The organism is Enterovirga sp. CN4-39 (genome assembly GCF_049446235.1).
Lineage (GTDB): Bacteria > Pseudomonadota > Alphaproteobacteria > Rhizobiales > Beijerinckiaceae > Enterovirga.
Genome location: NZ_JBMSEF010000005.1, coordinates 85,104 through 103,081, shown reverse-complemented (window position 1 = coordinate 103,081; position 17,978 = coordinate 85,104). Strand labels below are relative to the sequence as shown.

The window sequence follows — 17,978 nt, the reverse complement described above, 5'->3', positions numbered from 1 at the left end:
TCAGGTCAGATCAGACGCAGCCCCTTCATGCTCGCATGTCCCTCGCGGCCGACGATGATGTGGTCGTGGACGGCGATCCCGAGCGGTTTTGCGACATCGATGATCTGGCGCGTCATGGAGATGTCCGCCGAGGAGGGCGTCGGATCGCCCGACGGGTGGTTATGGACCAGGATGACGGCCGTCGCGGCAAGTTCGAGGGCGCGCTTCACCACCTCGCGCGGGTAGACCGGCGTGTGGTCCACCGTGCCGCGCTGCTGCACCTCGTCCGCGATCAACGCGTTCCGCTTGTCGAGGAACAGGAGCCGAAACTCTTCCCTGTCCGCGAACGCCATGGCGGTCCGGCAATATTCCAGGACGGCGCTCCACGAGGAGAGGACGGGCCGCTTGGCGACCGAGCCGCGAGCGAGCCGTCTCCCTGCAGCCTCGACGACCTTCAGATCCAGGGCCACGCTCTCGCCGACGCCGTCAATCTCGGTCAGAAGGTGAGGGGGGGCCGCGAGCACCTCCGCGAAGGAGCCGAAGCGGCGAATGAGCCGCTTCGCGATCGGCTTCACGTCCCTGCGTGGGATCGCGCGGAAGAGAAGAAGCTCGAGGAACTCGTAGTCGGCCAAGCCTTCTCCGCTCGTCTCTGCGAAACGGGTCCGGAGCCGTTCCCTATGGCCGAGATGATCGGGTGAATCCGCCGGGTCGGAGCTCATTGCGTACGGCCCGGCGCCTTCATCAGGGAGCTATGTTGTAGGGTGGCTTGTCGTAGCCCTTCGGGGAGAGCGTGAAGATCTCCACCCCGGTCTCGGTCACACCGACCGTGTGCTCGAACTGCGCCGAGAGCGAGCGGTCGCGCGTCACGGCCGTCCAGCCATCCGAGAGCACCTTCACCTGTGGACGACCAAGATTGATCATCGGCTCGACCGTGAACAGCATGCCGGGCTTGAGCGGCACGTCGTAGCTCGGCTCCACATAGTGCAGGATCGTCGGGGCATCGTGGAAGACGCGGCCCAGTCCGTGACCACAGAAATCGCGCACGACGGAGCAGCGCTCCTGCTCGGCGAGCGACTGGATGGCAGCCCCGATCGCGTTTGTGGTGCGGCCCGGCTTCACCGCTTCGACGCCCCGCATCAGGCACTCGTACGTCACGTCGCAAAGCCGCGCCGCACGCCGGGGCACCTCGCCGACGAAGTACATGCGGCTCGAATCGCCGTACCAGCCGTCGAGAATGAGGGTGACGTCGATATTGAGGATGTCGCCTTCCCTCAGCGGCTTGTCGTTGGGGATGCCGTGGCAGACGACGTGGTTGATCGAGGTGCAGATCGACTTCGGGTACCCGCGATAGAGCAGGGTGGCGCTATACGCTCCGTTGTCGCGGGCGAACTCTGCGACCAGAGTGTCCAGCGCCTGTGTGCTGACGCCCGGCTTCACGTGCTCGACCAACAGGTCCAGGGCCTCGGCCGTCAGTCGCCCAGCCCGGCGCATCCCCTCGAAGGCTTCGGCCCCGTGCAGGGGCGGTTCGGCGGGCCTCTGCTCCGCTTTGGTGGGCGCGTCGTAACTCATGGCTGGGCAACTGGATCTAGGCTGCCTTCCATGCAGCGCAAGCGCAGACGGGGCGGCCGGGTTGCGGGTGAGCGGGCCAGGTGCGATGACCGCGTCATCCGGGCCCGTTCGTCGGGCCGTGTATAGCTCATCGGGATGATCGACGCAGCCTCCTACGGCACCTACGCACCAAAGGGCATCATACGGACGGCCGTCGACTGGACGCGGTCCCTGCCCGATACGTGGCTGGCCCGCCGCGCGGTCATCTTCGTGCGCCGCTTCGTGTTGCGTCGCCTCGGGGGCGATCCTGTCGACGTCGAGGCGCTCGGCTTCCGCATGCGCCTGCGGCCATACGCGAACATCTGCGAGAAGCGGATGCTGTTCACGCCGGGCACCTTCGACCCGGTCGAGCGGGCCATCCTCAGCGAGAACATGCGGGAGGGTTTCACCTTCATCGACGTAGGGGCGAACGTGGGGGCTTACGCCCTGTTCGTGGCCTCGCGGGCCGGGCCGACGGCCCGGATCCTCGCCGTGGAACCGCAGCCAGAGATCTACGAGCGGCTGATCTTCAACATCCGCCTCAACGCCTTTCCGACGATCAAGGCGGTCGATTGCGCGATCGCCGAAAAGCCGGGCGAGGTGACATTGTTCCTCGATCCGAACAACGCGGGAGAATCGAGCCTCAAGGTCGTCGCCTGCAGCGGCGCGACGCCAATCCGGGTCGAGGCCCGGACCCTCCTCGATCTGATCAGGGAAGAAGGCTTCGAACGCGTCGACGCCATCAAGCTCGACGTAGAGGGCGCCGAGGATCTGATCCTCGAGCCCTTCCTGGCCAAGGCCCCGGACCATCTTTTTCCGCGCATCCTCATCCTGGAGAACGGGCTTGCGCGCTGGCAGGCGGATCTTTCCGGCTTGCTGGCCGCCAAGGGGTATGCGCTGAAAGCGACCACGCGCCAGAATCTCGTCTTCGAGCGCGCTCAGGGAGATGGCCGTCATGGGGGCTGAGACGATCACGGCAGCGCTTCTCGTCATCGGCGACGAGATCCTGTCCGGGCGCACCAAGGACAAGAACATCGGTTACATCGCCGAGTACCTGACCACCATCGGGATCGATCTGCGCGAGGTGCGTGTCGTGCCGGATGTGGAGGAGGAGATCGTCGGCGCCGTAAACGCGCTGCGCTCCCGCTACACGTACCTGTTCACCACCGGGGGGATCGGGCCCACGCACGACGACATCACGGCGGATTGCGTGGCCAAGGCTTTTGGCGTCCCGATCGATGTCGATCCGCGCGCGGTCGAGATGCTGCTGCAGCGCATGAGCCACGAGGACCTGAACGAGGCCCGCCTGCGCATGGCCCGGATACCCGAAGGAGCCGGGCTCATCGAAAACCCGATCTCGCGCGCCCCGGGTTTCAAGATCGGCAATGTGATGGTGATGGCTGGCGTCCCGGCCATCATGCAGGCGATGCTCGACAATGTCGCGCCGGGCTTGGTGAAGGGTGTGCGGGTGCTCTCGGAAGTGATTGAGGCGGCCGGCCTTCCCGAAGGGCTGTATGCTGCCGGCCTCGCCGAGATCGCGAAGGCTTATCCAACCCTCTCCATCGGCTCGTACCCGTCGTATTCTCCGTCAGGCTTCACCAACCAGATCGTGGCGCGCGGGCGTGACCGCGACACCCTGGTGGAAGCCGCCGGCCGGATCAGGGACCTGGTCGCCTCGCTCCGGGCCAGCTGAGCGGCTGTCCGGGAGAAACTCTCCCGAACAGCCGGATCCAGGATCAGTCGCAGCTCTGGGTCGTAACCGTCTTCGATTCGCCGAAGGCGTTCTCGGTGCGCGTCGTGCGGGTGGCGCAGTCGACGCTGCCCGTCCCTCGCCGCTCGATGACCACCGCGTCGGGGCGGCGATTGGCGTCGTCGGCCGCAGCGCCCGCTATACCGCCGACGCCGGCCCCGACTGCCGCGCCGATCGGGCCGCCGACGACCGCACCGGTTATCGCGCCTGTGGCGGCACCAGCCGCCGCACCTCCCTCCGCCAGGGCAGCGCCGGGAAAGGCAAGCGCCGAAAGCGATACAAAGCCGATCAGGGCATTCCGCATGTCGAACCTCCAAGGATTGTAGTCGATATGCGACCCAAACGCGCACCCAAGCGCGGCTGTTCCTGAGCACGGCGGCCTGAACCCTGTTCGCCGAAAAGGCGTTGCGCCAGGGACAGTGATCGCCCCGCGGAGCATTTGATGCCCACCGAACTTCCGAACGAGCGCACGATCCGGACACCCGGCTCGATGGAACTCGACCCCACGGGCGACGGCATCTCGACGGACGAGACCCGGCGCCTGATTGCTTCCAACAAGGTCGAGGGGACGGCCGTGTTCGACCGCTCGGGCGACCAGATCGGGACCGTCTACAACTTCATGGTCGACAAGGTCTCGGGCCAGGTCGCCTACGTGGTGATGTCCTTCGGCGGATTCCTCGGCATCGGCGAGAGCTATCACCCGCTTCCCTGGCGCGCGCTGACCTACGACACGGAGCTTGGGGGCTACGTGGTCGACATCGACAAGGACCAGCTTGCAGGCGCCCCGACGCACGGGGCGGACGAAGATCCGTTCGCCGATGACGAATACGGCCGGAAGGTGGACGCCTATTACCGTACGGCACCTTCGGCCTGACGGGAGCTTTCCGGCCCAACCTCCAGACAGTCCTGGGCATCCTTTCAGCGAGAAGCGCGACGCGGCCAAGCGCCCCCATGTTCTTGTCGTGTTCCCATCGGGTAGGCCCGGTGGGGAGGCTTGCCTAGCCGGCAAACGCCCGTGCCGCACGCCACCCACCGGAAGCGGGAAGGCGACCGCGCCAACTTGATCAACAGCCAGTTGCCCCGCCCTGAGCCATGAGGGCGCGCGCGCGAGCTCAGCTAAACCCGTCTCCGTAAGCGATGGCGCTATGTAGTGCGAAGTCGCTCCAGTCCGGGATTGCCAAGCACTGGGCGCAGTACCGGCGCTCGCGACCGATGGTGAATCCAATGCACAACGATTTACATGGCCATCCAGTTTACATCGGGTTCGTCCAGTGTATACGAGTTTCATACTCCCCAGGATGATCTCGCGGGAACCGCTCGATGTCCAGCGAGCATGTTCTCGAGACGGATCGCCAAAGGGAGGAATGTGCCGCTGAACTCAATCTTGCGAAAAGGCAATCGTTCAGCGCAGCAACAGAAGCCGTAAGGCTAGTTCAACACTTGGGGCGGGAATGCTTAAAGCTTGGTTTTTTGGGATTCTCGCGACGGCGATGATTGCGCATCACGCTGTAGACGCACAAGAGCTCGACGGTCGTTGTCAGAAACTTCTTGGAGCGCTGTGCGGAAGCTCCCAGATTGGCTCGTGCTTCAAGAAGCAGAGCACGTGGGACGACCTTCCCGCCCGCTGCCATGGTCCTGTTCAGGCCATGATCGAGATGGAGCGTGAAGCGCTCCAGCAGCAGCTCGAGGATCAACAACGACGGCGCAGAGGCCACGCCGGCAGGGGGCGGACTGAGGGCGCGAGCTTCTCTTGCGGCGGCATCCTGCGGAGCCGGCCGGCGATGACGGCAGGAAAGGTCGCCACCGTCGCAGAAGGCCAGCGGTTCGACAGCGTCGAGGACGCGGGGGTCTGGACCGACGATTACAAGTGGTTCCGGGTTCGTTATGGCGGCCTCGAGGGGTACCAGTGGGGCGGCATCTTCTGGACCCAGGGCGGCCGTGAGGGAACGATCCCGAGCTGCAACGGCTGATCCGGACAGCTCCGGCGTGCGTCACGCCCTGGCAGCGGACGCGCCGGCTTTGCTTGCGTCGCTTCGATCATGCTGTCGTGCAGGACAGGCAAGCATGATGAAAGCGGGACGCGCCTGAAAGCCCAATCCCGCTACGCGGCGCACTTGCGCGCTGTCTCTGCTGACCCCCGCTCGGAACTGCGCCCGAGACATCGGTGAAGGATAGGAATTAGCCATGCCCCGTAAGGCACTGAACGGATTCTTCGTCGCAGCTCTGTGCGCGCTCAGCTTGGCCCCGGCCTCGGCTAAGGCTCAGGGCAGCGGCGATAGAAGTACGCCCGAGGGCTTCGTGCGGGAGGTCTATCGACCCTACGAGCAGCGGCGCCCACCGAAGGATTTTGCGGTCCGCAACGGCGCCTCGATCCTGTCACCGCGGTTTCGGGCGCTGGTCCTGAAGGACCGCGCACAAGCCGGGGGAGAAATCGGCATCATCGAGGGCGACCCCATCTGCCAGTGCCAGGACGTCGTGAAGTTCCGCGTGACCGAAATGAATGTCGGCGGTGACAGGGAGAACGCGCTGGTGGACGTCGCCTTTCAGAACGGGGCGGACCGCGGCAAGGTAAAGCTCTCACTGCTCTACACCGACCGGGGCTGGTTGATCGACGACATCACCACGGGCGACGTGCCTTCGTATCGCACGATCCTGCAGAGCGAGCTTCGCTAGGTGTCATTTCCAAGGACGTTGTCCTTGGGGCTGATGGGTGGTTGTCCGCCGAGCGCTGAATGCGGTCGGCTGTGGTCACGGCGTCCAGTATCGCAGGGCGGCGAAAGCGCTCCTCCTGCGACCGACCGCGCGGCTTCCGATACGACTCACGTACATCCGCAGGGATGCCTTGGCGAACCAATCGCCAGTCGTGGCGCGTCTGAGGGATGTCATCGGAATGGCCATTTGGACCGCCCTCTGTAGCGAGGGCGTTCCGGGAAACCTCTGAAGTGCCTCGACTATTCGGCCGCGTTGCCGCTTTCAAGGCCATTGGTGCGGACGGCGGGGGTCGAACCCGCACGGGCAAGGCCCGAGGGATTTTAAGTCCCTTGCGTCTACCAGTTTCGCCACGTCCGCCTCAGGCGAGGACCGGTACCCGGGGCAGGGGGATCGATCAAGCCGAACCGGCGCGCCAGCCATAGATCCAGGCGTAACGCTCGGTCATCCTCTCGGCGCCGAGCCGTTTCATCACGATGTTCCTGCCGAGCCGCATCAGGCCGCCGGCGTGGTAGGCGGCGGCGTTCTGGCGGGCGCCGTCCTGCACGCGCCTGACGCGGCGCAGGCGAAGCTTTTCGTAGCGGCGCAGGGCGGCCGGAACATCGTCGGGCCGCAGGCCGACCTCCCCGGCCAGCGCCGCAGCGTCCTCGATCGCCAGCGCGCCGCCCTGTGCCAGGAAGGGCAGGGACGGGTGCGCGGCATCGCCGAGGAGAGCGATGCGACCGGCCCGCATCCGCTTCGCCGGAAGATCGTGCAGCGACCAGGCCGACCACTCCTCCGCCGCGCCGAGAAGCTGGCGGATGGGTGCGGATGCGCCCGCGAAGCTCGCAAGCACCCGGGCCCGGTCGGTCGGGGTCGACCACTCTGCAAGACGCTCCGCGCGGCGCTCGACGGCAACGACGTTAAGGTGCCGAGCGGCCCCGATCGGATAGTGGACGACGTGGCGCTCCCGCCCGAGCCACAGCCCGCCTTCGTTGCCGGCCATCTCGCGGGGCGCGGCATTGCGCGCGATGGTCGCGCGATAGGCGATGAAGCCGCTCGGGATCGGGTCGCGATCATCGCCGATGCTCTTCCGGGCGCGGGACCAAAGTCCATCCGCGGCGACCACCAGGTCCGCCTCCGCCGAATCCGCCGCTCCTCCCGATGCCTCGAAGGTGAGCGTGACCCGGCCCGCGGTGTCGGAGAGGCCCGTCAGGCTTCGTCCGACCCGCAGGCGTATGTTGCCGCGTCCGCGGACGGCATCGAGGAGCGCGGTGTGCAGGTCCTGGCGGGCGACGAACCAGTAGGGCGCCCCAAACCGCTCGTTGGCGCTGGAGCCGAGCGCGATCGCCGTGATCTCCCTCCCGCTCTCGAGATCCCGGACGACGATCCGGTCCGGCTCGGACGCGACGCGCCGCACGACCGGCCCAAGGCCGAGATCGATCAGGACGCGGCTGGCATTCGGCGAAAGCTGGATGCCGGCGCCCGCCTCGCCGAAGCCTGTCCGCCGCTCGTAGATGGTGATCTCATGCCCGCGCGCGGCCAGCGACAAGGCAGCCGTGAGCCCGCCGATTCCGGCTCCGACCACCGCGATGCCGAGGCGACTCACAATTGCTGTACGCGGTCGCCCCAAAGGCAGTCCGCCGGGTCGGATTCCGACGCGGAGAGCGATGCCCTGTATTTGTAGAGCGTGCCGCAATAGGAGCAGATCGCCTCGTCGGCCGACCCCATGTCGATGAAGACATGCGGATGGTCGACCGGCGGCGTCGCCCCGATGCACATGAACTCCCTCGCGCCGACATGAATCGTCGACACGCCGACATCGTTGTGAAAATGCGGAATACCCGACTGAGCCATCCTGCCTCTTCCGGCTGCCCGTTCGCCTCCGGGCGCGGGCCGCTCTCTGGCACGTGGGGCCGGGCCGGGCAATGGGCGGAGATCGGTTGTGGCTGACGCAGTGGCGATGGAGACGAAGCGGGCCGATCTCGGCGGTGTCGAGATTGCCTATGCCGACGTGGGGCCTGCGGCCGGCGTATCGCCCAGGCCGGTCCCGGTCCTGCTGATCCACGGCTTCGCCTCGAACCGGACCGTGAACTGGATCGCCACGAGCTGGACCGGGACGCTCAGCCGCGCCGGATACCGGGTCGTGGCGCTAGACAACCGCGGGCACGGCGAAAGCACCAAGCTGTACAGGCCCGAGGATTACGACACTTCCCTCATGGCGGCGGATGCAGTCGGTCTGCTCGACCACCTCGGCATCGAACGCGCCCACGTGATGGGGTATTCGATGGGGGCGCGGATCACGGCCTTCACGGCGCTCGAGCATCCGGGACGGGTCAAGACCGTGCTGCTGGGTGGGCTCGGGATCCACCTTGTGGAGGGTGTCGGGCTCCCGCTCGGGATCGCCGACGCCATGGAAGCCCCGTCGCTCGCGGATCTCACCGACCCGATGCAGAGGATGTTCCGGGCCTTCGCCGAGCAGACGAAGAGCGACCTGAAGGCGCTCGCCGCCTGCATCCGGGGTTCGCGCCAGACCCTCAGCAAGGACGAGGTGGCGCGGATCAGCCATCCGACGCTCGTCTCGGTGGGCACTCGGGACCCGATCGCCGGCTCGCCGCAGGAACTCGCGGACTTGCTGCCGCGGGGCGAGGCCCTGGATATTCCGGGCCGCGACCACAATCTTGCGGTGGGCGATCGCGTGCACAAGGAAGGCGTGCTCGCTTTTCTGGCAGAGCCGCGCTGAGCGCCGGGCTGGGCCGCGTACCGGACCGGTGTTCGGCAGGGCCGCCTGAGATGGTAGAACACTCGCCTCAGGAGGCCCGGTATGGCGAACAACCTAGCGCGTCAGGAGTTGCCCAAGGAGATCGCGGGCGTGGTCGACCCGGTCTGGACCCGGATCCGGCAGGAAGCCGAGGCGGCGCTTCGCGGCGAGCCCGCGATGGCGACGCTTCTCTTCACGACGATCCTGAACCAGCCGACGCTGGAAGCGTCCGTGATCCATCGGGTCGCGAGCCGGCTCGCGCATGCGGCGCTGACCTCCGATCTCATCATCCAGACTTTCGAGGAGGCGCTCGGGGCCGACGGCGCCATCTCCGAGGCGTTCCGGGCGGATATCCTGGCCGTGGTCGATCGCGACCCGGCCTGCTCGCGCTTCCTCGAGCCGCTGCTCTATTTCAAGGGCTTTCACGCGCTTCAGACGCACCGTCTCGCCCATTGGCTCTGGCACGAAGGTCGGCGCGACCTCGCGCTCTATCTCCAGAGCCGGTCCTCCGAGGTCTTCCAGACCGACATCAACCCGGCGGCGCGGATCGGCAAGGGCATCTTCCTGGACCATGCGACCGGCCTGGTCGTCGGCCAGACGGCGGTGATCGAGGACGACGTGTCGATTCTCCAGGGGGTTACGCTGGGCGGGACCGGGAAGGAGCGGGGCGACCGGCACCCGAAGATCCGCCGCGGCGTGCTCCTCGGGGCTGGCGCCAAGGTGCTGGGCAATATCGAGGTGGGCCAATGCGCGCGCGTGGCATCGGGCTCCGTCGTGCTCCAGCCGGTGCCTCGCAACACGACGGTGGCCGGCGTGCCGGCGCGCGTGGTGGGCACTGCGGGCTGCGCGGAGCCGGCGCGCTCCATGGATCAGATCCTGTCGGACAAGAGCGAGGCCTGATGCCGCGCCTTGCCGCCCGGCCCGTGCCGTGGCAAGCGCAGGAAACAGCTTAACGAGGACAGCCTTTGGATAAGACCGAGCTCGCCAAGATCGAGCGCTACCTGCGCCAGAAATTCTCGAACCACGCCATCAAGATCGCGGCGCGGCCGAAAAAGTCGGATTCGGCCGATGTCTATCTCGGCGAGGAGCAGATCGGCACGATCTCCCTCGACGATGAGGACGGCGACCGCTCCTTCATCCTCACCATGCCGATCCTGGATGTCGACCTGGAGGACTGAGAAGACGCGCCGATCTTAACCAAGACGGGCGATCTTGCTTAACGAAGGGTAAAGGGCGCGTCAGAACGGCTTCGCAGGAGCGAGCCGCCATGGCGCTGACCCAATCGACGATCGACGCGTTTTCAGCACTGGCCTTGGGTTTCGCCTTTGCGGGCCTGCTGGCCAGCGGCTTCGAGTTGGTCGCGCGGCGACCGCTCGGGTTTTCGTCGCTCCAGACGGGCGATCTCGGAGCGCTGGCCACGGTCCCGTTCCTGGTCTTCTCCGCTCCCCTCATCATCCTCCGGAACACGATCCGGGGCCGGCGGATCGACGGGCGTCCCATCCCGGCCGTAATGATCGCCACGATGATCGCCTGTTTTTGGAGCATGATGTGTGGTCGCGTCGTGCTCGACGTCGCCCATCTCGTCGCTGGCGCTTGACCCTGACCGCATCGCGGTCTTTCTGGGCGGCCACGCGAGCCGCACAGCCATGCCCATCTACTCCCTCGACGATGTTGCGCCCGAGCTTCCTGCCGAAGGCGAGTATTGGATCGCGCCCGACGCGCACGTGATCGGCCGCGTCCGATTAAAGCGCGGCGCAAGCATCTGGTTCGGCTCGGTGGTGCGCGGCGACAACGAACTCATCGAGATCGGCGAGGACGTGAACATCCAGGAGAGCTCGCTGCTTCACACGGACCCCGGTTTCCCCATGACGCTCGGGCGGAACTGCACGATCGGGCACCACGCCATCCTGCATGGCTGCACGATCGGGGAGGGCTCCCTCATCGGCATGGGAGCGACGGTCCTGAACGGGGCAGTGATCGGAAAGGGCAGCCTCGTCGGCGCCAACGCGCTCGTGACCGAAGGCAAGACCTTCCCCGATCGGTCGCTGATCGTCGGGGCACCCGCCAAGGCGGTGCGCGAGCTCGACGATGCGGCGGTGGCGCGGCTCGCCGGCACGGCCGAGCACTATGTCAGGAATTGGCGGCGGTTTTCCGCCGGGCTGAAGCGCATCGGCTAGGCCCGAGCGGGGTGATGGCGCAGCTGTCCCCTACGGAACTTCCTAACGGGACGTAAGCCCCTGGTGCCTCAGCGGTTCGCGGTGGTGCTCGGCGAGGTCCGCTCGCCGAGCGACACCCATTCACGGCTGTCCTGGCCCTCGCGTTTCACGAAGACATAGCCTGTCTCGTGCCAGGGCAGGATGGCGGAGCGCTTGTTGTCGAGGATCAGGTCGCCCTCGTCGGTTCTCACCATCATGACCGCGTGGCCTTCGCCCTGCTCGTCGATGACCACCGTCATGCGGAAGGCGCGCTTCGGGAACCCATATTGCTCGACCAGGATCTTGCGCTTGAGGAGCTGGTAATCCTCGCAATCGCCGTAACCGTCATCGGGGAGGTCCCAGCGGTCGACGACGCCCCAGTGCTCCATGTCGGTGCGCGGCTTGACGGTCGTGTTCACCTTGCGGTTCACGGCGTTGAGCGCTTTCCAGGTACGAGCGCTGAGCGTGATCGTTGAAGCCTCGCCGCTGTTGAAGTCGCACTCGCCAGCGTAGCGCTCGCAGAACCTGACCCAGCCCTGGACGGGGCGCGCCGATCCGGTCGTCTCGACCTTGCCGATGGCGGCGGCGTTGGGAAGTGCGGCGTAGCTCTGGGCGAAGGCGCCGCCCGGCATGAGGGCGGCAACGGCGAGGGCGGCGCCAATGGCGAGGGATTTTGCGAGCGTCGCCAGCTCTCGCGTCTCAACCCCGCCCCTCAGCATCTCGTCAGCCCCGGTAACCTTTGATTAACCAAAGGTGCCACGGCGGAGGCTGAAGGCTCAAGCCGATTGTTAAAGCTTCGTTAACGACCATCCGGCGCGTTGTCCCAAAGACACGGGGCCGGGACACGAGCGATGAGCGCGGCTCAGCGGTTCTTGGCGGTGACGGTCGGCGAGGTGGCACGGCCCAGCGAAACCCACGCGACAGCCTCCTGGCTTTCCCGCTTCACGAAGACATAGCCGGTCTCGGACCAGGGCAGGACCTCGTCCGTCTTGTTGTCGAGCGCGAAGTCGCCCTGCGTCGTACGGATCATGAGGACGGCATGGCCCTCGTTCTTCTCGTCGATCACGACCGTCATACGCATGGCGCGCCGCGGCAGGCCGGCATCCGCGAGCATCTTGCGCTTGAGGAGCTGGTAATCCTCGCAGTCCCCGAAGCCGTCCTTGGGCAGGTCCCAACGGTCGGCCACGCCCCAATGGTCGGAGTCGAGCATCGGCTTGATGGTGGCGTTCACCTTCCGGTTCACGCTCACGATCGTCTGCCACATCTTCGGCGTGAGACTGATCTGCGCCGGCTCGTTCCGATCGAAGCTGCACTCGTCCCGATAAGTCTGACAGAACTCCGTCCAGGCCGGCAGCGGCTTAGCATCCCCAACCGAGGCGATCGGCTGCGTGTCGACCGGAAGCGAAGCAAGAACCTGAGCGGAAGCAGAGCCGAGTCCGGCGACGCCCAGACCGGCCGCCACGATCAATGCTCGAACCGTCTTGTTCTTGAAAAACATGTTGTTCCCCCTGTCCCGGGGAGCAACATGCCTGGACCCTATACATCGCCGCTGAAGCAGATATGCGCAATTTGATGCAATCGGCCCGCCGCAAAACGCAGCCGATTACGTCATAAATTCAGGGCTGCGGAGATGCGCGCAATTTGAGCCTTTCTGCTGGCAGGCTGTTTGCACGCGGAAGACAGGGCCAGGAGCGCGGTCCCGGCCGTGATGGCTCGCAGTGCCAGAGGGGGCGTTCGAGAGGCGCCCTAGGGGCTAGCCCAAAGCGCCCAGGGTAGGGTTAGAGGACGATATTCTCGTCGAACCTGTCGGGCGACAGAGGCAGGCGGAACTCGAGCGCGACGCCGTTCTGGAAGTGGCGCACGACTTTCGCAGCGGTGCTGCCGACCGTTACGCCGGCGCCGAGCGGCGGCTTGTGATCCATGGCGATCGCTGCTCCGGACATCGAGATGTCGATGATCCGGGCCGGCAGTTCGCGCCCGTTATCGAGCCGGATGACGGTCGAGAGGATGCGGGGCGTGATGCGCTCGTGCCTGCGGTCTTCGGGAAGGCCCAGCGTCGTCCGGTTGGCAAGCCAAGTCAGCTGGGACGCAAGCTTGTCGCGCTTTCTGGCGGCGGCGTGAATGCAGATCGCGAAGCCCTTCGGCGTGTGCCGCGCGATCTCGCCCTCGATACGCCCAAGATGCTCGAGATAGACGACGACCCGCTCGCCGATCTCGCCTTTGACCGGCGCGGTGAGCAGCACGCCACCCGGGGACATGTCCACGGTCTGGCAGGGATATTCCTGGCGATCCGCCAGCATGTAGCGACCAAGGAGCGAGACGAGCACGCGCTGGTGGCGACGCCGCTCGAGCGGGCGGGTCTGAAGCCGGGGCGCAGTCGCCTGCATAACGCTCATATCGACAGAATCAGTCCTGGATACCCTCCCGATGCTACCCAGGCTACGTTAACGCTGGCTTGAACCGACCGCTCACAGGTTAGGAAGTGCGACTTCGCTTAGCGGAGGCCGCCCTCGAGCACGACGAGGTGACGGCGCTTCGACGAGGGGCCGGAACCGAATTCGCCCGGGAGCGATGGCGAGCCTGTGCGGTTCCCGCCCACGACCCTGACCGAACGCGTCGTAAGCCCATGGACGGGCGCCAGGCCGAGCCACGGCGGCACCGTACTCGGGGACAGCGCACCGAGTGCGCGCCGGTTTGTCGATCCTCCGTAGCGAAGCGGCAGGAGGAGCAATTCGAGCCCGACGACGGGCCCAAGGTCGGCCTCGCCGAGCATCCCGGCGACCACCGCGACCGTATCGTTCGCGACCAGATCAATCAGTTGGTCGGGCTCCGCCTTCCGATCGGCTGGCCATAGATCGGAGAAGAGGGCGCCCTTCAGGTCGCGGCCGAACAGCGCACACATCCGCGTTCCGGCGAGGCGGAAGGTGGCCCGTCCGTCTGCCTCCAGGCCAAGAATGAAGGTATCCGCCAGGATATGTCGGATGCGGCCCGGCTCGATCTGCGCGCGCTCGGGAGCGGCCCGGTCGCCTCGCACCCCGTCCCAATATGCGAACAGAAGACGAGAGGTTGTGTGCTTCATCTCGGGACCGTCTCGCTCGCCGGCGGAGCTGGGCCGCTCCATTTCGGGATCCGAGCCTCGCGCTTCCGGTCAGAACCGGGACGACGGCGAGCCTCTCACGCCGAGAGCGCGACCGGCATGCCTCAAAAGGGGCAGTGCGCCGGAAACGGCCGATTAGGGTTAACGAGCGGCGCGTACGCTTGCGGGAGCGGGGTGGCCGGCCCAAGTTCGGGCGCGATGTCTCATGATGCGATCCGCCGGCGCGAGCCCGCTGTGAACATGCCGGGCTTGATCCTGGTCCTGGTCCTTGGGCTTTGCGCGATCCACTTTCTTCGAGGGCTGCTGCCCCCCGCGACGGATCTCGAGCTTCTGTTCGACTGGGGCTTCGTGCCGGCGCGATGGTCGCTCGCGTGGGGCTACGCCGGTCCCGAGGCGATCATCGCGGCGGCGACTTCGATCGACGGTGGTGATGCGGACGTTACGGCCGCCCATCTCATGATCGCCGAATATGTCGTCGCGCAGGGCGGGGCATCGCCCGTCACGGCGCTGAGCTACGCGCTGCTGCATGGCTCTTGGATGCACGTCGTCCTGAACTGCGTGTGGCTGGTAGCCTTCGGCAGCCCCGTCGTTCGCCGCTGCGGGACGACGCGCTCCGTCATCCTTGCCGTCCTGGCGACCGTCGGGGCGGTTGCCGTGCAGTGGCTGAGCAGCCCGCTCAGCACCCAGGTCGTTATCGGGGCGTCCGGCACCGTATCGGGCTTCATGGGAGCGGCAGCCTTGTTCGTGTTCCGGCGACCTGAACGCGTTTGGGATTGGCCGGCCGGCGCCCAGGACCGGCGCAGCAGCCTCGGCGAGCTCGTGCGGAATCGCAGCGCGCTGTTCTTTCTGGGCAGCTGGCTCGTCATCAACCTCGTCGTAGGGCTCCTGTCGCAACCCCTCGGCATCACGGAAGGTGGGGTCGCGTGGCAGGCGCATATCGGAGGGCTTGTCACGGGGCTGCTGGTCTTTCGTTGGCTTGACCCCGTATCGGGCACGCCCGGACAGACCTCATCGTGGACGGCTTGAACCCTGGGCCGCCGTTTCGCATCATCCCGTTCTGAGACCTGATCGAAGGGACGGAGGCGATTCGATGAGCGTCGAGCACATCTTGGCCGGGAAAGGCCGCCAGGTCGTTACGATCGCGCCGGACCGGACGCTGGCGGACGCGGTCACCTGCCTGTCTGAACGTCGGATCGGCGCCGTCGTGGTGGTCGACGGATCCGGGACCGTCCTCGGGATCATCTCCGAGCGTGACGTCGTTCGGGCGGTTGCCGAGGCAGGCGGGGAGGCCCTCAAGGCTCCCGTCTCGAGCCGCATGACGGCCAAGGTTGTCACCTGCGTGCCGACGACCAGCATCGACGAGATCATGGGTCTCATGACAGAGGGCAAGTTCCGCCACGTCCCGGTGATCGAGGGCGGGCGACTCGCCGGCATCATCTCCATCGGGGACGTCGTGAAGCAGAGGCTCGGCGACATCGAATCGGAGCACCGAGCGATGCGCGACTACATCGCGACGGCCTGAGGCATCCCCCGGGCCACGCCTGGCACGACGACGGCCCCCTTCAGCATCTCGAGAATGTCGGGGAGCGCCCGCTCGGCCGCCTGACGGCCGAGCTCGATCGCTTCGGCGGCCCGGTGGAATTCGAACAGGCCGATCTCCGCGAGCTTGGGCGACACCATGGCGTCGGGCGGATCGCCCGCCAGTCGCGAGCGCGAAATGCGGTCCTGCGTGATGTTGAAGGCGTCGATCATGACGCTGGCCATGCCGGGTGCGGAACGTCGCCCACGCCGTCGCCCGGGATTGTCCAGCCAACTCGAGAACAGGCCCGTCCGCGGCGGCTCGCCGGCGGATTCGTCAAGCGGGGCCGGTTCGTCCTCTACCTCGCCGTGATCATGGATCACGGCGCCGCGAAGGCGGATGTCGTTGTTCAGGTTCACGCAGATGACGACATCTGCCCCAAAGGCGCGGGCCACCGTCACGGGAACGGGGTTCACGAGCGCCCCGTCGATCAGCCATCGTCCGCCGAGGCGGACCGGATCGAACACGCCCGGCAGTGCATAGGATGCCCGCAGGGCATCGACCAGCGCGCCCCGCGTCAGCCAGATCTCGTGGCCGGTCACGAGTTCGGTGGCAACCGTGGCGAACCGGATGGGCAAGTGCTCGAGCCTGAGGTCGCCCAGATCCATCTCGAGAAGCTTCTGCAGACGCCCGCCCGCGATGAGGCCCGATCCCGTCAGGTGGAAGTCGAGCAGCCCCATTACCCGACGCTTGGTCAGCGAGCGCGCGAAAACCTCGATGTTCTCGAGCTTCCCGGCCGCGTAGCAGCCGCCCACGACGGCACCGATCGAGCAGCCTGCAATCATCGCGGGCCGTATGCCCGCCGCCTCGAAGACCTGCAGGACGCCGATATGCGCCCAGCCCCGCGCCGCTCCTCCGCCCAGCGCGAAGCCGATCTTCAGCCGCGTCGATGGCGGCGACTTCTCCTGCGATCCATTCGCCGTACCCTCGCTGCCGAGGCTGAGTGCCCGGCGGGCGAGTCCATCGAACAGCATGTCGAGGCTCCGTGCCTGTTCCCGCTACCGTGCCAGCCGGCCCGTGAAAACGCCGTGAACGATCGACGTCCTGCCGAACGGCCCTACTCCTGCTCAACCCATTCGAGAGCTATGCTGCCGTCCTTCGCGGCACCGCCGACCCGCCGGTAGAAGCAGCTCCGGCGTCCGGTGTGACAGGCCCCGCCGTCGCCCCCGACGCGGACCTTGATCCAGATTGCATCCTGGTCGCAGTCGATCCGCATATCCTCGATGGTCTGGATCTGGCCGCTTGTCGCGCCCTTGTGCCAGAGCTCGCCGCGGGAGCGTGACCAGTACCAGGCCTCGCCCGTCTCGATGGTTCGGGCGAGCGCTTCGCGATTCATGTGCGCCACCATGAGGAGATCGCCCGTCAGCACGTCCGTCGCTACGCAGGTGAGGAGCCCGTCGGCGCCGAAGCGCGGCGAGAAGCGCAGATCCTCCTCGAGTTCCTGCTTGCTGTTGGCTGTCGCGAACTGCACCGGTTCCGTCCTCTCCGCCTCCGCCTCGCGACGGAGCTTGCAGGTTCCTATATGCTTCTTCGAGGCGAAACGGCCACGAGAGCCATCGGGGCATGCTGAGCGACATCTATAACCAGCGCATACTCGAGCTAGCTGCGGATATTCCGAGGCTTGGCCGGCTTGCGGATCCCGACGGGACGGCTCGGGCGCATTCCAAGCTTTGCGGCTCGACCGTCACGGTCGACCTCAAGACGGATGGCGAGCTCGTCACCGACTTCGCACATGATGTGAAGGCCTGCGCCCTCGGCCAGGCGTCGTCGTCGATCATGGCGCGCCACGTCGTCGGGGCGACGCATGACGAACTCCGCGAAGTGCGGGAGACGATGCGCCGGATGCTGAAGGAGAGCGGGCCCGCCCCGACGGGGCGTTGGGCGGATCTCGCCGCGCTGGAGCCGGTGCGCGACTACAAGGCGCGGCATGCCTCGACGATGCTGACCTTCGATGCCGTCGTGGAGGCGCTCGATCAGGCGGAAGCCCGGCGCAACGCACCTCGCGAGGCAGCCGAGTGAGCGCAGGCGCGGCGGCGGGCCGCACCGGCCGGCTCCTCGCGACCGGATTGATCCGCGCCTACCAGCTGACGTTCTCGGCCATCGCGGGTCGCACCTGCCGCCATCTGCCAAGCTGCTCTGAATACGCGGCCGAGGCGGTCGGGCGGCATGGGGTCTGGCCGGGCTCCTGGATGGCCGCGGCCCGCATCTGCCGCTGCGGCCCTGGCGGCACCTCGGGCCTTGACTTCGTATGCGAGGAAATCCCGCGACGGGCCGCCTGGTATCTGCCGTGGCGATACGGGCGGTGGCGCGGAACGAACTCCGAACCTCCTGCCCGGACCTGA

At 66.6% G+C, this 17,978-nt stretch carries 25 protein-coding genes and 1 tRNA gene; 14 read left to right on the top strand and 12 right to left on the bottom strand.

Going from position 1 to position 17,978, the window contains the following annotated elements:
• Positions 1 to 5 precede the first annotated feature (5 nt).
• Both radC and map read right to left on the bottom strand, forming a co-directional pair.
• Positions 6 to 698 carry a RadC family protein gene (radC, locus tag ACO2SS_RS10575; RefSeq protein ID WP_423277601.1) on the bottom strand — a complete coding sequence of 231 codons (693 nt, stop codon included), beginning with the start codon at positions 696 to 698 and terminating at the stop codon, positions 6 to 8.
• A gap of 22 nt (positions 699 to 720) precedes the next feature.
• Positions 721 to 1,548, bottom strand: coding sequence for a type I methionyl aminopeptidase (map, locus tag ACO2SS_RS10570; protein ID WP_423277600.1), 828 nt, complete (start codon positions 1,546 to 1,548; stop codon positions 721 to 723).
• Positions 1,549 to 1,683: 135 nt separating this feature from the next.
• On the opposite strand from map, the gene ACO2SS_RS10565 reads away from it, so the two are divergent.
• Positions 1,684 to 2,532, top strand: coding sequence for an FkbM family methyltransferase (locus ACO2SS_RS10565; RefSeq protein ID WP_423277599.1), 849 nt, complete (start codon positions 1,684 to 1,686; stop codon positions 2,530 to 2,532).
• The gene (locus ACO2SS_RS10560; protein WP_423277598.1) at positions 2,522 to 3,259 is read left to right on the top strand and encodes a competence/damage-inducible protein A; all 738 of its coding nucleotides are present in this window, start codon (positions 2,522 to 2,524) and stop codon (positions 3,257 to 3,259) included. Before ACO2SS_RS10565 ends, ACO2SS_RS10560 begins: the two co-directional genes overlap by 11 nt.
• 43 nt (positions 3,260 to 3,302) lie before the next feature.
• On the opposite strand, the gene ACO2SS_RS10555 is transcribed toward ACO2SS_RS10560, so the two are convergent.
• Positions 3,303 to 3,620 carry a hypothetical protein gene (locus ACO2SS_RS10555; protein WP_423277597.1) on the bottom strand — a complete coding sequence of 106 codons (318 nt, stop codon included), beginning with the start codon at positions 3,618 to 3,620 and terminating at the stop codon, positions 3,303 to 3,305.
• Positions 3,621 to 3,758: 138 nt separating this feature from the next.
• Here ACO2SS_RS10555 and ACO2SS_RS10550 point away from each other — a divergent pair, with 138 nt between their 5' ends.
• From ACO2SS_RS10550 to ACO2SS_RS10540, 3 genes are all read left to right on the top strand, one after another.
• Positions 3,759 to 4,190: a PRC-barrel domain-containing protein gene (locus ACO2SS_RS10550; RefSeq protein ID WP_423277596.1), complete on the top strand. Its 432-nt coding sequence runs from the start codon at positions 3,759 to 3,761 to the stop codon at positions 4,188 to 4,190.
• 577 nt (positions 4,191 to 4,767) lie between these two features.
• A complete protein-coding gene (locus ACO2SS_RS10545; protein ID WP_423277595.1) occupies positions 4,768 to 5,286 on the top strand; it encodes a hypothetical protein in 519 nt (172 codons plus the stop codon).
• 214 nt (positions 5,287 to 5,500) lie between these two features.
• Positions 5,501 to 5,989: a DUF3828 domain-containing protein gene (locus ACO2SS_RS10540; RefSeq protein WP_423277594.1), complete on the top strand. Its 489-nt coding sequence runs from the start codon at positions 5,501 to 5,503 to the stop codon at positions 5,987 to 5,989.
• Between the two features lie 310 nt (positions 5,990 to 6,299).
• Here ACO2SS_RS10540 and ACO2SS_RS10535 read toward each other — a convergent pair.
• The 3 genes from ACO2SS_RS10535 to ACO2SS_RS10525 all read right to left on the bottom strand — a co-directional run bounded on the left by ACO2SS_RS10535 (position 6,300) and on the right by ACO2SS_RS10525 (position 7,861).
• Positions 6,300 to 6,385, bottom strand: a tRNA-Leu gene (locus ACO2SS_RS10535).
• A 37-nt stretch (positions 6,386 to 6,422) separates the two neighbouring features.
• Entirely contained in the window at positions 6,423 to 7,613 is a 1,191-nt protein-coding gene (locus tag ACO2SS_RS10530) for an FAD-dependent monooxygenase (RefSeq protein ID WP_423277593.1), read from the bottom strand.
• The gene (locus ACO2SS_RS10525; protein WP_423277592.1) at positions 7,610 to 7,861 is read right to left on the bottom strand and encodes a zinc-finger domain-containing protein; all 252 of its coding nucleotides are present in this window, start codon (positions 7,859 to 7,861) and stop codon (positions 7,610 to 7,612) included. The genes ACO2SS_RS10530 and ACO2SS_RS10525 overlap by 4 nt, the downstream gene beginning before the upstream one ends.
• Before the next feature lie 106 nt (positions 7,862 to 7,967).
• Here ACO2SS_RS10525 and ACO2SS_RS10520 point away from each other — a divergent pair, with 106 nt between their 5' ends.
• The 5 genes from ACO2SS_RS10520 (at position 7,968) to ACO2SS_RS10500 (ending at position 10,942) form a co-directional block, all read left to right on the top strand.
• Positions 7,968 to 8,747 carry an alpha/beta fold hydrolase gene (locus ACO2SS_RS10520; RefSeq protein ID WP_423277819.1) on the top strand — a complete coding sequence of 260 codons (780 nt, stop codon included), beginning with the start codon at positions 7,968 to 7,970 and terminating at the stop codon, positions 8,745 to 8,747.
• Positions 8,748 to 8,828: 81 nt separating this feature from the next.
• Entirely contained in the window at positions 8,829 to 9,665 is an 837-nt protein-coding gene (cysE, locus tag ACO2SS_RS10515; protein WP_423277591.1) for a serine O-acetyltransferase, read from the top strand.
• Between the two features lie 65 nt (positions 9,666 to 9,730).
• Positions 9,731 to 9,943 (top strand): DUF3126 family protein, encoded by a 213-nt coding sequence (locus ACO2SS_RS10510; protein WP_423277590.1) that lies wholly within the window; start codon positions 9,731 to 9,733, stop codon positions 9,941 to 9,943.
• A gap of 89 nt (positions 9,944 to 10,032) precedes the next feature.
• On the top strand, positions 10,033 to 10,362 hold the full coding sequence (locus ACO2SS_RS10505) for a DUF6949 family protein (protein ID WP_423277589.1): 330 nt from the start codon (positions 10,033 to 10,035) through the stop codon (positions 10,360 to 10,362).
• A 49-nt stretch (positions 10,363 to 10,411) separates the two neighbouring features.
• Positions 10,412 to 10,942, top strand: a complete 531-nt coding sequence (locus ACO2SS_RS10500) for a gamma carbonic anhydrase family protein (RefSeq protein ID WP_423277588.1) — start codon at positions 10,412 to 10,414, stop codon at positions 10,940 to 10,942.
• A gap of 68 nt (positions 10,943 to 11,010) precedes the next feature.
• Here ACO2SS_RS10500 and ACO2SS_RS10495 read toward each other — a convergent pair whose 3' ends face one another.
• The 4 genes from ACO2SS_RS10495 to ACO2SS_RS10480 form a co-directional block, all read right to left on the bottom strand.
• Entirely contained in the window at positions 11,011 to 11,679 is a 669-nt protein-coding gene (locus tag ACO2SS_RS10495; RefSeq protein WP_423277587.1) for a transglutaminase-like cysteine peptidase, read from the bottom strand.
• A 143-nt stretch (positions 11,680 to 11,822) separates the two neighbouring features.
• A complete protein-coding gene (locus ACO2SS_RS10490; RefSeq protein ID WP_423277586.1) occupies positions 11,823 to 12,458 on the bottom strand; it encodes a transglutaminase-like cysteine peptidase in 636 nt (211 codons plus the stop codon).
• 280 nt (positions 12,459 to 12,738) lie between these two features.
• Positions 12,739 to 13,347, bottom strand: a complete 609-nt coding sequence (locus ACO2SS_RS10485; protein ID WP_423277818.1) for a PilZ domain-containing protein — start codon at positions 13,345 to 13,347, stop codon at positions 12,739 to 12,741.
• Between the two features lie 107 nt (positions 13,348 to 13,454).
• The gene (locus ACO2SS_RS10480) at positions 13,455 to 14,039 is read right to left on the bottom strand and encodes a PAS domain-containing protein (protein ID WP_423277585.1); all 585 of its coding nucleotides are present in this window, start codon (positions 14,037 to 14,039) and stop codon (positions 13,455 to 13,457) included.
• 258 nt (positions 14,040 to 14,297) lie between these two features.
• Here ACO2SS_RS10480 and ACO2SS_RS10475 point away from each other — a divergent pair, with 258 nt between their 5' ends.
• Positions 14,298 to 15,083: a rhomboid family intramembrane serine protease gene (locus tag ACO2SS_RS10475; protein ID WP_423277584.1), complete on the top strand. Its 786-nt coding sequence runs from the start codon at positions 14,298 to 14,300 to the stop codon at positions 15,081 to 15,083.
• A gap of 64 nt (positions 15,084 to 15,147) precedes the next feature.
• On the top strand, positions 15,148 to 15,579 hold the full coding sequence (locus tag ACO2SS_RS10470) for a CBS domain-containing protein (RefSeq protein ID WP_423277583.1): 432 nt from the start codon (positions 15,148 to 15,150) through the stop codon (positions 15,577 to 15,579).
• Here ACO2SS_RS10470 and ACO2SS_RS10465 read toward each other — a convergent pair.
• Entirely contained in the window at positions 15,561 to 16,610 is a 1,050-nt protein-coding gene (locus tag ACO2SS_RS10465; protein ID WP_423277582.1) for a patatin-like phospholipase family protein, read from the bottom strand. The genes ACO2SS_RS10470 and ACO2SS_RS10465 overlap by 19 nt on opposite strands.
• 83 nt (positions 16,611 to 16,693) lie before the next feature.
• Complete coding sequence (hisI, locus tag ACO2SS_RS10460; protein ID WP_423277581.1) at positions 16,694 to 17,107, bottom strand: phosphoribosyl-AMP cyclohydrolase; 414 nt, start codon at positions 17,105 to 17,107, stop codon at positions 16,694 to 16,696.
• A gap of 92 nt (positions 17,108 to 17,199) precedes the next feature.
• On the opposite strand from hisI, the gene ACO2SS_RS10455 reads away from it, so the two are divergent.
• Complete coding sequence (locus ACO2SS_RS10455; protein WP_423277580.1) at positions 17,200 to 17,655, top strand: iron-sulfur cluster assembly scaffold protein; 456 nt, start codon at positions 17,200 to 17,202, stop codon at positions 17,653 to 17,655.
• Positions 17,652 to 17,978, top strand: coding sequence for a membrane protein insertion efficiency factor YidD (yidD, locus tag ACO2SS_RS10450; RefSeq protein ID WP_423277579.1), 327 nt, complete (start codon positions 17,652 to 17,654; stop codon positions 17,976 to 17,978). The genes ACO2SS_RS10455 and yidD overlap by 4 nt, the downstream gene beginning before the upstream one ends.

What these genes read in the sequence shown, in the direction of transcription:
- ACO2SS_RS10500 (WP_423277588.1), top strand. Translation starts at nt 10,412, where the DNA reads ATGCCCATCTACTCCCTCGACGATGTTGCGCCCGAGCTTCCTGCCGAA.
- ACO2SS_RS10505 (WP_423277589.1), top strand. Translation starts at nt 10,033, where the DNA reads ATGGCGCTGACCCAATCGACGATCGACGCGTTTTCAGCACTGGCCTTG.
- map (WP_423277600.1), bottom strand. Translation starts at nt 1,548, where the DNA reads ATGAGTTACGACGCGCCCACCAAAGCGGAGCAGAGGCCCGCCGAACCG.
- ACO2SS_RS10480 (WP_423277585.1), bottom strand. Translation starts at nt 14,039, where the DNA reads ATGAAGCACACAACCTCTCGTCTTCTGTTCGCATATTGGGACGGGGTG.
- ACO2SS_RS10465 (WP_423277582.1), bottom strand. Translation starts at nt 16,610, where the DNA reads ATGCTGTTCGATGGACTCGCCCGCCGGGCACTCAGCCTCGGCAGCGAG.
- ACO2SS_RS10475 (WP_423277584.1), top strand. Translation starts at nt 14,298, where the DNA reads ATGCCGGGCTTGATCCTGGTCCTGGTCCTTGGGCTTTGCGCGATCCAC.
- ACO2SS_RS10490 (WP_423277586.1), bottom strand. Translation starts at nt 12,458, where the DNA reads ATGTTTTTCAAGAACAAGACGGTTCGAGCATTGATCGTGGCGGCCGGT.
- ACO2SS_RS10520 (WP_423277819.1), top strand. Translation starts at nt 7,968, where the DNA reads ATGGAGACGAAGCGGGCCGATCTCGGCGGTGTCGAGATTGCCTATGCC.
- cysE (WP_423277591.1), top strand. Translation starts at nt 8,829, where the DNA reads ATGGCGAACAACCTAGCGCGTCAGGAGTTGCCCAAGGAGATCGCGGGC.
- radC (WP_423277601.1), bottom strand. Translation starts at nt 698, where the DNA reads ATGAGCTCCGACCCGGCGGATTCACCCGATCATCTCGGCCATAGGGAA.
- ACO2SS_RS10455 (WP_423277580.1), top strand. Translation starts at nt 17,200, where the DNA reads ATGCTGAGCGACATCTATAACCAGCGCATACTCGAGCTAGCTGCGGAT.
- ACO2SS_RS10540 (WP_423277594.1), top strand. Translation starts at nt 5,501, where the DNA reads ATGCCCCGTAAGGCACTGAACGGATTCTTCGTCGCAGCTCTGTGCGCG.
- ACO2SS_RS10555 (WP_423277597.1), bottom strand. Translation starts at nt 3,620, where the DNA reads ATGCGGAATGCCCTGATCGGCTTTGTATCGCTTTCGGCGCTTGCCTTT.
- ACO2SS_RS10565 (WP_423277599.1), top strand. Translation starts at nt 1,684, where the DNA reads ATGATCGACGCAGCCTCCTACGGCACCTACGCACCAAAGGGCATCATA.
- ACO2SS_RS10485 (WP_423277818.1), bottom strand. Translation starts at nt 13,347, where the DNA reads ATGCAGGCGACTGCGCCCCGGCTTCAGACCCGCCCGCTCGAGCGGCGT.
- ACO2SS_RS10560 (WP_423277598.1), top strand. Translation starts at nt 2,522, where the DNA reads ATGGGGGCTGAGACGATCACGGCAGCGCTTCTCGTCATCGGCGACGAG.
- ACO2SS_RS10545 (WP_423277595.1), top strand. Translation starts at nt 4,768, where the DNA reads ATGCTTAAAGCTTGGTTTTTTGGGATTCTCGCGACGGCGATGATTGCG.
- ACO2SS_RS10470 (WP_423277583.1), top strand. Translation starts at nt 15,148, where the DNA reads ATGAGCGTCGAGCACATCTTGGCCGGGAAAGGCCGCCAGGTCGTTACG.
- ACO2SS_RS10495 (WP_423277587.1), bottom strand. Translation starts at nt 11,679, where the DNA reads ATGCTGAGGGGCGGGGTTGAGACGCGAGAGCTGGCGACGCTCGCAAAA.
- ACO2SS_RS10550 (WP_423277596.1), top strand. Translation starts at nt 3,759, where the DNA reads ATGCCCACCGAACTTCCGAACGAGCGCACGATCCGGACACCCGGCTCG.
- ACO2SS_RS10525 (WP_423277592.1), bottom strand. Translation starts at nt 7,861, where the DNA reads ATGGCTCAGTCGGGTATTCCGCATTTTCACAACGATGTCGGCGTGTCG.